This window comes from Pseudomonas sp. RIT623, from assembly GCF_004519305.1.
Classification (GTDB): domain Bacteria; phylum Pseudomonadota; class Gammaproteobacteria; order Pseudomonadales; family Pseudomonadaceae; genus Aquipseudomonas.
On the sequence record NZ_SOZA01000003.1, the window covers coordinates 35,351 to 47,856 of the forward strand.

Sequence of the window (12,506 nt, forward strand, 5' to 3'; positions counted from 1 at the left end):
CCCTTGAGCGCCTGCAGTTGGTTTGGTTTCTAGTGGTTGTCGTGACGTGCCAGCCAGCTGTGCAGCAGGCCCAGGTTGAGGCTGAACTCGGGCATCGCCTGCAGGCTGGCACCGAGCACCTCGTCGACCATTCGCTGCAACAGCGACACGGCCATGGGGCTGGCCAGCAGCACGCCGAGGTCATGGCTGAACAGGCTGAAGCTCCACACCCGCGATTTCAGCGCCAGGCCGGCGAACCAGCGGAACAGCAGGTTGTAGGTGAGCTGCTCGTAGAGCTGCTTTTCGCTGGGCACCGAATACAACAGTTGCAACAGCAACACGTGCATCAGGGTGTGGGGGGCGATGATCATGCCCTGTTGCTCGGCGAGCATCGCCAATGGCCCCTGGTGCTCGGCCAGCAGCGCCTCGATGCGGGGTTTGAGCAGCGCCAGCGAGTGCCCGGGAGGCACGCAACTGGCGACCTCGCGCAGGGCACCCTGCCAGTCTTCCTGGGAAACGATCCAGACCCAGGGCGCGCCATAGCGGTACACCGACACCGGCTGCTTGCGCGCGGCCTCGACGATCTTCGCCAGGCGTTGGTCGAGCTCCTGCATTCCCACTTTCGTGTAGCGTTCCATAGATCCCATCGCCCCGCTCCTACGCTGTGCCTGGCCTGGTGGCCCGACGCCCTTTGCGTTTCCATGGCTTTGACGGGGATGGCGCTTTGCTACCGAACTTTTGTCATGAAAGGTTCATCAGGGGATGGCGGGAGATTGGACGCATTGCCACGACGGCAACCGAATACGGATGCAACCCAACCTCAGATACGGGGAAATTCAGCATAATTGATAGTCATTCGCCATTAACACGTTCTCGGAACCCCACGCCAAGGGTAGAATGCCGCAAAACCGGGAGCCGCAATGAACCACGACCGCCACATCCCCAGCGAAGACGATGCCATCACCGATGCCGCCGCGCACTGGTGCATGCGCCTGCACGCCGAAGATTGCACGGCGGCCGAACAGCGCGCTTTCGCGCAGTGGCGCGCGGCCGACCCACGGCACGCCGAGGAATACCAGGCGATGCTGGAGATCTGGCAAACCGCCGATTTGCTCCCCCGCAGCGCCCAGGTGGTCGAACTCACACCACGCCTTGCGCCCCGGTGGAGTGCGCGCCGTTGGCAGCCACTGGCCACGGCGGCGGCCGTCACCCTGCTGGCCCTGCCACTGGCCGGCTGGATCGGCTGGGAACAAGGTTGGTTGCCCAACAGCTACCAGCACTTCGAGGCCGCCCAGCAACGCCAACAGGTGCATCTGAGCGATGGCAGCCGGGTCGAGCTGAACCTCAACAGCGAATTGCGCTTTTTGAACTTCAAGGACGAACGCCGCGTGACCCTGGTCAAGGGCGAGGCGTTCTTCAGGGTCAGCCACGACGCCAGCCATCCGTTCATCGTTCGGGCCGCCAACGGCCAGACCCGGGTCACCGGGACCCAGTTCAACGTGTGGAAGTACCAGGACCAGGTCAAGGTCACCCTGGTGGAAGGCTCGGTGCTGGTCAGCAGTGATGGCCACAACGGCGGTTACCGCCTGGGCCCGGGCATGCAGGCCAGCTACCGCCAGGGCGATTTCGAGCCTGAACTCAACCAGAGCGACGACTACGGTAACAGCCTGGCCTGGCGCAAGGGCAAGCTGGTGCTCGACAACCTGAGCCTGGCCCAGGCCCTGCCGGTGATCAATCGCTACCTCGAGCAGCCCTTGCGGCTGGCCGACGAGAGCACCGGCAATATTCGCATCAGCGGTATCTACAACACCGCCGAGGTCGAGCGCCTGGTCGATACCCTGCCCAAGGTGCTGCCGGTCTACCTCACCCGCAGCAAGGATGGCAGCACCGTGCTCAACCACATCAAAGCGCCGCCCGGGCGCGCGGCATCCAGCACGTTGTAGGCACCAGCCTGCAGGGCGCGCGGTTGCCTGCAGGAGCGGCGCGAAGCCTTACAGCGACATCGCCGCCAACCAGCCAAACGCCAGCAATGGCAGGTTGTAGTGAATGAACGTCGGCACCACCGTGTCCCAGATATGGTGGTGCTGGCCATCCACGTTCAGCCCCGAGGTCGGCCCCAAGGTCGAGTCCGAAGCCGGCGAGCCTGCGTCGCCCAGGGCCCCGGCGGTGCCGACGATACACACGGTGGCCAGTGGGTCGAAGCCCAGCTGCATGCACAGCGGCACGAAGATCGCCGCCAGAATCGGCACGGTGGAGAACGACGAGCCGATACCCATGGTCACCAGCAGCCCCACCAGCAGCATCAACAGCGCGCCGACGCCCTTGCTGTGGCCGATCCACTGAGCGGCGTCCTCCACCAGGCTGTTCACGTCGCCTGTCGCCTTCATGACTTCGGCGAAACCAGAAGCGGTGATCATGATGAAGCCGATCATCGCCATCATCTTCATCCCTTCGGTGAACAGGTCGTCAGTTTCCCTCCAGCGCACGATGCCTGACAGCGAGAACAACACAAAGCCCACTAGCGAGCCGAGGATCAGCGAGCCCAGCCATAGCTGGACAACGAAGGCCACGACAATCGCCAATGCCGCCACCAGTAATGTTCGCGCCGTGTACTGAATACCGACCTGTTCGACCTGCTCGATACGCGCCAGGTCGTAGTCGCGTTTCTTCCGGTAGGTGAAGAACACCGCGACCACGAGCCCGAACAGCAAGCCGGCAGCGGGAATCGCCATGGCCTTGGTGACATTCACCTCACTGACATCGACCCCCGCGCGGCTGACATTGGCCAGCAGGATTTCATTGAGGAAGATGTTGCCGAACCCCACCGGCAGGAACATATAGGGCGTGATCAGGCCGAAGGTGATCACACAGGCAATCAGCCGTCGGTCGATACGCAGGCGCGTCAGCACATAAAGCAGTGGCGGCAGCAATAAAGGAATGAACGCGATGTGAATCGGGATCAGGTTCTGTGAGCAAACCGCAACCACCAGGATCAGCAACACCAACACCCACTTCACTTCCCGCACGTCACCCTTTCGCCGTCCATTGATCAGCGACAGGGCCTGATCGGAAAGCGCATGCGCCAGCCCCGATTTGGCGATGGCCACGGCGAAGGCCCCGAGCAAGGCGTAGGACAACGCTACCGTGGCACCGCCACCCAACCCCCCGTTGAAGGCTTTGAGCGTCCCCTCGATCCCTAACCCGCCAATCATCCCACCGGCAAACGCGCCAGCAATCAATGCGATGACGACATGCACGCGGCATAGGCTCAGGACCAGCATGAGCCCTACCGCGACGATTACTGCATTCATTCGTGTACGAACCTCAAGAAACAAACAGAAAAAGCGTGACTTGCGGCGACATGCTGCCTAAGGCAGAGGCCGAAGCTAAAGGATCTTGTCTGAAGGGCGCACACTCTGATGCACGAAAGGGACGATGTCAAAGCCGTACCTTTCTTTGGTAGGCGTGGGAATAGACGAAGGTCGTACGGTTTTAATTGAACGTTTGAATAAAGAAAAAACCACAAGCGCCGACACAGTCGGCAGCATCAAACCTATTACAAGGGATTTTCCCCATGCCTTTGCTGCGACAACTCTCCATCCAATGGAAGATCACCCTGCTGGCGGGCCTGTGCCTGGCCGCCATCGTCACCCTGCTCGTCGGCCTTTCGCTGTACCGCATGGACCACAGTTCGGACCTGGTCAAGGCCAGCAGCATGCAGATGCTCACCGAAGCGGCCCAGTCGCGCATCGAGTCCCAGGGCGAAGTACAGGCCCTGAACATCCGCCGCCAGTTCATGGACGCCTACCAGTACGGCGCCGGCTTCGCTCGCCAGGTGCTGTTCCTGCGCGAGCAGGCGGAAAAACGCTTCCTCGACGCCTACGACCTGCGCCAGGACATGACCGCTCAGGTGCGTGCGGCCTTGCAGGCCAACCCCGACCTGCTGGGCCTGTCGCTGGTGTTCGAACCAGGCGCGCTGGACGCCAAGGACAAGTTGTTCGCCGGGCAGAGCGAGCTGGGCAGCAACGAAACCGGACGCTTCGCCCTGTACTGGTCGCAGCCGCGCGCCGGCCAGCTGACCTCGATGGCCCTGCCCGAGCATGACATGGCCAATACCGAGATCGGCCCCAGCGGCCAGCCGGCCAATACCTGGTGGGTGTGTCCGCGCAGCAGCGGCGCGGTGTGCGTGGTCGAGCCGTACTTCTATGACATCGACGGCCAGCGCGTGCTGATGACCAGCATCGTGTTCCCGCTCAAGGCCAACGGCAAGGTGATCGCCACCTTGTCCATCGACATCAACCTCAACAGCCTGCAGGCCCTGAGCCAGGCCGCCAGCCGCAGCCTCTACGAAGGCCGCACCACGGTCGGCATTCTCAGCCCGGTCGGCCTGCTGGCCGGCTACAGCGCCGACGCCGGCCTGCTGGCCAAGCGTTTCGACCAGGTCGACCAGACCCAGGGCGGCGAACTGGTACGCAAGCTCGCCGACGGCAAGTTGCAAATCCTTCACGACCAGCAACGCCTGAAAGTGCTGGCCGCCTTTGAGCCGATCCCCGGCGGCAAGCCCTGGGGCGTGCTGCTGGATGTACCGGAAAATGCCCTCACCGGCCCGGCCGAAGCCCTCAAGCAGGAACTCGATACCCTCAATACCAGCGGCACCCTGCTCGAACTCGGCCTGGGCCTGGCCGCCGCCATTGCCGGCCTGCTGCTGGTCTGGCTGATGGCCCGCGGCGTGACCCGGCCGATCCTCGGCGTGGCCGCCATGCTCAAGGACATCGCCAGCGGCGAAGGCGACCTGACCCGCCGCCTGCAATACGACAAGCGCGATGAACTGGGCGAGTTGGCGGGCTGGTTCAACCGCTTCCTCGACAAGCTGCAACCGACCATCGCCGAAGTGAAGCGCTCGGTGCAAGCCGCCCGCGGCACCGCCGATCAGTCCGCCGCGATTGCCGCCCAGACCAGCGCCGGCATGGAGCAGCAGTACCGCCAGGTCGACCAGGTGGCCACCGCCTCCCACGAGATGAGCGCCACCGCCCAGGACGTCGCCCGCAGCGCGGCGCAGGCCGCCCAGGCCGCCCGCGAAGCCGACCAGGCCACCCGCGAAGGCCTGGCGGTGATCGACCGCACCACCACCAGCATCGACACCCTGGCCGCCGACATGAGCAGCGCCATGGCCCAGGTCGAAGGCCTGGCGCACAACAGCGAGAAGATCGGTTCGGTGCTCGAGGTGATCCGCTCGATCGCCGAGCAGACCAACCTGCTGGCGCTCAACGCCGCCATCGAAGCCGCCCGTGCTGGCGAGGCCGGGCGCGGCTTCGCCGTGGTCGCCGACGAAGTGCGCAACCTGGCGCGCCGCACCCAGGAGTCGGTGGAGGAGACCCGCCAGGTGATCGAGGCCCTGCAGGCCGGCACCCAGGAAGTGGTCGGCGCCATGGACAGCAGCCATCGTCAGGCCCAAGGCGGCGTCGAGCAGGTCGGCCAGGCCGTCAGCGCGTTGCAGCGCATCGGCCAGGCGGTGACGGTGATCACCGACATGAACCTGCAGATCGCCAGCGCCGCCGAGGAGCAAAGCGCGGTGGCCGAGGAGATCAACAGCAACGTCGCCACCATCCGTGACGTCACCGAGTCGCTGAGCGGCCAGGCCAACGAATCGGCGCGGGTCAGCCAGTCGCTGAACAGCCTGGCCAACCAGCAGCAGGGACTGATGGATCAGTTCCGCGTTTGAGCCTTTAGAGTTGCAGTGCCTGTCAGACCCAGCACCGCGCGGACGGCGCTCGCTTTGATAGGCGCTACAAGGCTATCGCCAGACACCCCGCAGCCCATCGGCCATAGCGCAAAACCCTCGTCGTCTACACTTCTGCCGGAACCCAAGGACCGGCAACCGACGAGGCCCCGATGAAAAAATTCCCCACCTTACTGGCCGGCCTGCTCCTCGCCATCGGCCTGGCCAGCACCGACAGCGCGGCATCCGCTGAGCAACCCGCCCCCATCCATTTCGGCGCCATCGGCTGGGAAAGCGGTGCACTGACCACCGAAATCCTGCGCCTGATCGTCGAGCATGGCTATGAACTGCCTACCGATGCCCTCCCCGGCAGCACCGTCAGCATGGAGGTCGCCTTGGCACGCAACGACCTGCAGGTGATCGCCGAAGAGTGGGCCGGGCGCAGCCCCGCCTGGGTCAAGGCCGAACAGGCCGGCCAGGTATTCGCCCTGGGCGATACGGTCAAGAACGCCGAGGAAGGCTGGTGGGTGCCGGCCTACGTGATCAAGGGCGACCCGGTGCGCAATCTCAAGCCGCTGGCCCCCGAGCTGCGCAGCGTCGCTGACCTCAAGCGTTACCCCGAGGTGTTCAAGGACCCCGAAGCCCCCGGCAAGGGCCGTTTTCTCAACAGCCCCAGCGGCTGGACCTCCGAGACCGTCAACAGCCAGAAGCTCAAGGCCTATGGCCTGGACGGGCTATACAACAACTTTCGCAGCGGCTCCGGCGCCGCCCTCGACGCCGAGATCGCCTCGGCCATTCGCCGCGGCCAGCCGGTGCTGTTCTATTACTGGAGCCCTACGCCGCTGATGGGCCGCTACGATCTGGTTCGTCTTGAAGAGCCGCCGTTCGACGCCGACGCCTGGGCCACCCTGACCGATGCCGCCAACCCCAAGCCCCAGGGCAGCCGCTCACTGCCGGCCAAACTGTCCATCGGCGTGTCGAAGGCGTTTCGCGACAACTACCCGCAGCTGGTGGCGGTATTCGAAAAGGTCGACTTGCCTATCGCCACCCTGAACAAGGCCCTGGCCCACATGAGTGAAACCCGGCAAAAACCGCGTGAAGCGGCCATCGCCTTCCTGCGCGACAACCCGCAGGTCTGGAAGGCCTGGCTGCCGGCCAAAAACGCGGCCAAGGTCGAGGCCGGCCTGTGAGCGGCGGCTTTCCCGAAGCCTTGCAGTTCTCGTTCGCGCCGTCGGTCAACCACCTGGTCGATTGGCTGGTGCTGCACTACGGCGACCACCTGCGCAGCGTCTCCGATCATTTGCTGCAGCTGCTGTTGGCCTTGGAGAATCTGCTGCGCGCCTTGCCCTGGTGGCTGCTGTTGCTGCTGATAGGCCTGCTCGCCTGGCACGCCAGCCGCAGCCTGGCCAGGGCCCTGGGGCTGACCGCGCTGCTGACGCTGATCGGCGTGCTGGGGCTGTGGGACAAGCTGTTGCAGACCCTGGCCCTGGTGCTGGTGAGCACTGTTCTGTGCGTGCTGCTCGGCGTGCCGCTGGGCATCCTCCTGGCCACCCGCCCGCTGGCCCGGCGCCTGCTGCTGCCGGTGCTCGACGTGATGCAGACGCTGCCGGCCTTCGTCTACCTGATCCCGGTGCTTATGCTGTTCGGCCTGGGCAAGGTGCCGGCGGTGTTCGCCACCTTGATCTACGCCCTGCCGCCGCTGGTGCGCCTGACCCAGCTGGGCCTGGCGCAGGTCGACCCGTCGCTGCTGCAGGCCGCCCATGGCCTGGGCGCCGGGCGCTGGCAGCGGCTGTGGCGCATCGCCCTGCCCCTGGCGCTGCCGAGCATCATGGCCGGGCTCAACCAGTCGGTGATGATGGCCCTGTCGATGGTGGTGGTGGCCTCGATGATCGGCGCCCGTGGGCTGGGTGAAGACGTGCTGGCCGGGATCCAGACCCTCAATGTCGGCCAAGGCGTCGAGGCGGGCCTGGCGATCGTCGCCCTGGCCATGGTCATCGACCGCATCAGCCAGGCTTACGGGCAGCCCAGGCGCTGAGCGAGGTATTCGCGTATGGTGTCCGCCATGCCACCCACCGGAGCCTGCCCCGCGTGTCCCTCAAAGCCCTGCGTACCCTGGTCACCATCGCCCGCCACGGCACCTTCGCCCGTGCCGCCGACCTGCTGAGCCTGACCCCGTCAGCCGTGAGCTTGCATATCAAGACCCTCGAGGACGAACTGCAGGTGGCCTTGTTCGACCGCAGCCGTCGGCAAGTGGTGCTCACCGAGGCCGGCCAGTTGGCCGTGGCACGCGCCGAGGGGATTCTAGCCGCCTACGACGAACTGGCCGACACCCTGGCCAGCGGCCCGGGTCTACGCGGTCGGCTGCGCATCGGCGCCATCCACACGGTGCTGGCCCGGCGCCTGCCACGGGCGCTGGTGTGGATCAAGGCCCACCACCCGCAATTGCATGTCAGCGTGGTCTCCGGCATGTCGGCGGAGCTGGCCCGGCGGGTCGAGGATGGCGAGCTGGACGCGGCCATCACCACCGAGCCGGTCAGCCCCTATCCGCAGTGCCTGCACTATGTGCCCTTGTTCGAAGACCGCTTCTGGGCCATCGCCAGCGCCGAGCTGGCAGGGCAAAGCCTGCCCGCGTTGCTCGCCAGCCAGCCGTTCCTGCGCTTCGACAAGCGCGCCTGGGCCGGTCGGCAGATCGAGCAGGAGCTGCGCCGCCAGCGCCTGCAAGTCAGCGAGCAGATGGAACTGGACAGCCAGGAAGCCCTGGCGCGCATGGCGGCCATGGGCCTGGGGGTGGCGATCATCCCCATGAGCGACGACGACCTGGCCCGCCTGCCGGCGGCCAGCGTGCTGCCCTTCGGCGAGCCGCAACTGACCCGGCGCATGGTGCTGCTCGAGCACGAGAAGAGCCAGCGCCGGCATTTGAGCGCGGTGCTGAAAACGGCACTGGAGGCCTAGCGGCTCTTTCGCCAGCACGCGGTGCCTGCAGGAGCCGGCATGGCGGCGAAAAGGGCGCAACGCGGCCCCAGCGACAATGCAGTTTTTCTCAATGGTCACTGCAGAAAACACCGTTTTTTCTGTGCACTTCCCTCCGCTACCCTGTGCCGGTACCCGTTCACGGACCGCCCGCCATGCTCCACCTGCTGCTGACCACCCTGGTCCCGATCATCCTGCTCATTGCCCTGGGCGCCTGGCTGCGGGTCCGTGGCTTTGTCGCCGAGAGTTTCTGGCCCGGCGCCGAGCGCTTGAGCTACTACGTGCTGTTGCCTGCTCTGTTCCTGCATGGCCTGGCCAGCGCCAACCTCGACGGCGTGCCAGTACTGGGCATGGTCGGCGTGCTGATGCTCTCGACCCTGCTCGGTGCCCTGTTGCTGGTGCTCTACCAGGGCGCGGCAAGCCACGACGGCGCCGATTTCACCTCGGTGTTCCAGGGCGGCGTGCGCTTCAACAACTATATCGGCGCCACCCTTGCCGCCGGCCTCTACGGCAGCGCCGGGATCGCCTTGGCGGCGGTGGCCAACGCGGCCATCGTGCCCTTGGTGAACCTGCTCTGCGTGCTGGTGTTCGCCCGATTCAGCGCCCGCCACAGCTCGCCGGCCACGGTACTCAGGGCGATCTTCGCCAATCCGCTGATCGTCGGCTGCGCCGGCGGCCTGCTGCTGCGAATCAGCGGCCTGGGTCTGCCAACGGGGCTGGAGCCGACCGTCAAGGCCCTGGGCCAGGCCGCATTGCCGCTGGGCTTGCTGTGTGTCGGCGCAGCCTTGGGCGGCGCGCGTCTGGGCCAACAGGTCAAGCCACTGCTGGCGGCCTCGCTGTTCAAGTTCCTGGTCATGCCGCTGACCACCTGGGGCCTGTGCCGCCTGCTCGGCCTCGGCGGCCAGGCGGCGGTGGTGGCGGTGCTGTTCCAGGCGCTGCCCACCGCCTCGTCGTCCTATGTGATGGCCCGGCAGATGGGCGGCAACGCGCCGCTGATGGCGACCATCATCGCTTTGCAGACCGTCCTTGCCGCCGCGACCCTGCCGTTGGTGCTGAGCCTGGCTCTGGGTTGACGCCGTTTGGCTAGACTCAGCTCAGCCCTCCCCAAGGAAGCTCGACCATGCCCCCTGCCTGGATCCTGTTCAGCCTGTCCCTGCTCGCCAGCCCGTTGCTCCACGCCGCCGACAGCCCAACGGCAGCGATCGCCGAAGACAAGGCGCAAGTGCTCGAGAACAAAGTGGTCGAGGACGCAGCACCGCCAAAACCACAGGAAACCCTCAAGCGCAGCGAAGTACAGGCCGTCGACCCGGCAGGCCAGGCACCGCTGGACGACAGCATCACCTGTCTGGCCCGCACCCTCTATTGGGAAGCCAAGGGCGCCGATGACCAGGACATGCGCGCCGTGGCCAGCGTGGTGCTCAACCGCGTGGGGCACGATGGCTTCCCCGACAGCATCTGCGCGGTGGTCAAGCAAGGCGTGGAAAGCAAGAGCTGCCAGTTTTCCTGGTGGTGCGACGGGCGCCCCGACCAGGTGGAAGAGGCCGAGCGTTATGCCGTGGCCAAGGAAATCGCGCGCAAGGCGCTCAACCAGCAGCTCGCGGACCCCACCGGCGGCGCGCTGTATTTCCATGACCGCAACGTCAAGCCCGATTGGGCCAAGGCCTACCACAAGACCGCCGAAACCCGGCACTTCCTGTTCTACCGGCCGAACCCGGCGTTGGCACGTTGAGCCATGGGTAAATCGCACTTTCCCAAATACCCAAGGTCTACTCCCTCTTTTGCCGCTCGCAATCGATTGCCGAGCGTTTTCACCCATCGCACAACGCCGGGCCAAACGCCGCGCGCTTGTGTAGGATGAGCAGCGCAGACCCGACGCTGCCAGTTACAGGGAGATCCACATGCGCGTCCCATCCGTTGCCTGCCTCTTCGGCCTGACGCTGGGCCTGCTCGCCAGCGGCGGCGCCCAGGCCTTCACCGGCGAAGAAGCGCAACTGATCGATACGATCAACAGTTACCGCAGCCAGGCCCAGCGTTGCGCTGGCGAAGCCTCGCTGGAGCTGCCGCCACTCAACAGCGACACGCGCCTGGCGCTGTCGCCGGAAGGCACCCGCGACCTGCAGCAGGCCATGACCCGCGCCGCCTACCCAATGGTCAACGTGCAAGCCATCAGCCTGTCCGGCCCGCGCGACGCCAAGGCGGCGATGAAGGCCGTCGAGGAAAGCTTCTGCCAGGTGGTGCTCGACCCACAGTTCGTCGATATCGGCGTCAGCCAGGAAGGCCGTGACTGGCGCATCGTCCTGGCCCGGCCGCTGCTCAGCGGCCGCCTGGGCGACTGGCAGGCCGAAGGTCAGAAGCTGCTGCAGGAAGTCAACGCCGCGCGCAACCTGCCACGCCAGTGCGGCGGCCAGCCCTACCCTGCCGCCCCGGCCCTGACCTGGAGCACGACCCTGGCCGGGGTCGCCGCCACCCACACGCGCAACATGGCCAACCAGAACTTCTTCGACCATATCGACCGCGAGGGCCGCACCCCGGGCGACCGCGCGGAGCTGGCCGGCTACCTGTATCGGCAGATTGGCGAGAACATCGCCGCCGGGCGCGACACCGCGCGCAAGGTGGTCGATGGCTGGCTGGCCAGCCCTGGGCATTGCGCCACCCTGATGAACCCGGACTTCCGTGAACTGGGCGCGGCCTATGCCGTGGACCCGAAGAGCGACGCCGGCATCTACTGGACGGGGATGTTCGGTACGCCGCAGTAAGGCACGAAAGATCCGCCTGCCATGCACGCCCCCTGTGGGAGCGGCCCATGGAGCGCACACTGCCAACGCCCCACGATCTCACGTCCTGCGCAACGCCTGCGCCGTGCAACCAAAGCGCCGCCGCACCCACTTGCCCAGGTAACTGGCGTCGCCCATACCCACTTCATCGGCGATCTGCGCCAGGCTGTGGCTGGAATTGAGCAGCCGCCAGCGCGCCTGCTGCAAGCGCATCTCCAGCCACCAGGCCTTGGCGCTCATGCCATGGCAGGCCTGGAATTGGCGGTCGAGCTGGCGCCTGCTGATACCCAGCTCCGCGGACAAGGCCTCGATGGTCACTGGCGCCGCCAGGTGATGGCGCATCAGCGCGCTCGCCCGTTGCACCGCGCGCGCCTGCTCGGGCCCAGCCTCCAGCGAACGCAGGGCATGGCGGCTGTCGCGGCTCTCGTCCACCAGCATGTCGGCCAGGCCCTTGAGCGCCCTGGCCCGGCCGCTGGCCTGGGCGATCAAGGCCACGGCCAGGTCGATGGCGGCGGTGCCGCCGGCACAGCTGATGCGGGCGCCATCGAAGCAGTACAACTGCTCGGTCAGCACCTGTAGCTGTGGGAACGACGCGCGAAACTCAGCCTCGTGGCGCCAGTGCAGCACCACCTTGTGCCCATCCAGCAAACCGCAGGCGGCCAGCAGGAACGCCGCATTGTCGATGCTCACCAGCTTCACTCCCGCCTTCACCGCCTGGCGCAGCAAGGGTTTGTAGCGCGGGGCCAGCGCCGCGGTGTGCGCGGCATTGCGCCCACCGAACAGCACCAGGTAATCGAAGTCGCCCCAGTCCAGCTGCTGCGCGGTCAGATCCACCTGCACCACCGCGCCACTGCTCGACTCCACCGGGGTGGAATCGAGCCCGAGGATACGCCAACTGCAGTAGCGTTGGCGGCTGTAGTCCTCGTCATCGGCCGAGAACCGCAATTTGTCGAGAAAACCGCCAAAGGGCAGTAGCGCGAACGTTGGCAAGGGCAGAATCAGCAAGCGCAGGTCGGGAGTCATCAGGATGTCCAGATAAAACCTTTGAATGTCTAGATAATACC

At 65.9% G+C, this 12,506-nt stretch carries 10 protein-coding genes and 2 pseudogenes; 9 read left to right on the forward strand and 3 right to left on the reverse strand.

The features are described 5' to 3' along the window. Positions 1 to 29: 29 nt before the first annotated feature. The gene (locus E3U47_RS03500) at positions 30 to 626 is read right to left on the reverse strand and encodes a transposase (RefSeq protein ID WP_177414191.1); all 597 of its coding nucleotides are present in this window, start codon (positions 624 to 626) and stop codon (positions 30 to 32) included. 273 nt (positions 627 to 899) lie between these two features. Between E3U47_RS03500 and E3U47_RS03505 the strand changes: the two genes are divergently transcribed. After that, positions 900 to 1,922, forward strand: coding sequence for a FecR family protein (locus E3U47_RS03505; RefSeq protein ID WP_134689623.1), 1,023 nt, complete (start codon positions 900 to 902; stop codon positions 1,920 to 1,922). A 48-nt stretch (positions 1,923 to 1,970) separates the two neighbouring features. Here E3U47_RS03505 and E3U47_RS03510 read toward each other — a convergent pair whose 3' ends face one another. Beyond that, the gene (locus tag E3U47_RS03510) at positions 1,971 to 3,290 is read right to left on the reverse strand and encodes a Na+/H+ antiporter family protein (protein WP_134689624.1); all 1,320 of its coding nucleotides are present in this window, start codon (positions 3,288 to 3,290) and stop codon (positions 1,971 to 1,973) included. A 587-nt stretch (positions 3,291 to 3,877) separates the two neighbouring features. On the opposite strand from E3U47_RS03510, the pseudogene E3U47_RS25360 reads away from it, so the two are divergent. From E3U47_RS25360 to E3U47_RS03545, 8 genes and pseudogenes are all read left to right on the forward strand, one after another. After that, positions 3,878 to 4,843 (forward strand): annotated as a pseudogene (locus E3U47_RS25360) (HAMP domain-containing protein); the annotation flags it as partial. A gap of 345 nt (positions 4,844 to 5,188) precedes the next feature. Beyond that, positions 5,189 to 5,701: pseudogene (locus E3U47_RS25365) on the forward strand (methyl-accepting chemotaxis protein); the annotation flags it as partial. Positions 5,702 to 5,871: 170 nt separating this feature from the next. After that, a complete protein-coding gene (locus E3U47_RS03520) occupies positions 5,872 to 6,888 on the forward strand; it encodes an ABC transporter substrate-binding protein (RefSeq protein WP_134689626.1) in 1,017 nt (338 codons plus the stop codon). Then, entirely contained in the window at positions 6,885 to 7,733 is an 849-nt protein-coding gene (locus tag E3U47_RS03525; RefSeq protein ID WP_134689627.1) for a proline/glycine betaine ABC transporter permease, read from the forward strand. Before E3U47_RS03520 ends, E3U47_RS03525 begins: the two co-directional genes overlap by 4 nt. A gap of 53 nt (positions 7,734 to 7,786) precedes the next feature. Continuing rightward, on the forward strand, positions 7,787 to 8,650 hold the full coding sequence (locus E3U47_RS03530) for a LysR family transcriptional regulator (RefSeq protein ID WP_134689628.1): 864 nt from the start codon (positions 7,787 to 7,789) through the stop codon (positions 8,648 to 8,650). A gap of 173 nt (positions 8,651 to 8,823) precedes the next feature. Then, on the forward strand, positions 8,824 to 9,741 hold the full coding sequence (locus E3U47_RS03535; RefSeq protein WP_134689629.1) for an AEC family transporter: 918 nt from the start codon (positions 8,824 to 8,826) through the stop codon (positions 9,739 to 9,741). Between the two features lie 47 nt (positions 9,742 to 9,788). Beyond that, on the forward strand, positions 9,789 to 10,397 hold the full coding sequence (locus tag E3U47_RS03540) for a cell wall hydrolase (protein ID WP_134689630.1): 609 nt from the start codon (positions 9,789 to 9,791) through the stop codon (positions 10,395 to 10,397). 169 nt (positions 10,398 to 10,566) lie between these two features. After that, positions 10,567 to 11,424, forward strand: coding sequence for a CAP domain-containing protein (locus tag E3U47_RS03545; RefSeq protein WP_134689631.1), 858 nt, complete (start codon positions 10,567 to 10,569; stop codon positions 11,422 to 11,424). Between the two features lie 78 nt (positions 11,425 to 11,502). Here the strand turns inward: E3U47_RS03545 and E3U47_RS03550 are convergent, their stop codons facing one another. Next, the gene (locus tag E3U47_RS03550) at positions 11,503 to 12,465 is read right to left on the reverse strand and encodes a GlxA family transcriptional regulator (RefSeq protein WP_134689632.1); all 963 of its coding nucleotides are present in this window, start codon (positions 12,463 to 12,465) and stop codon (positions 11,503 to 11,505) included. Positions 12,466 to 12,506: the final 41 nt, after the last annotated feature.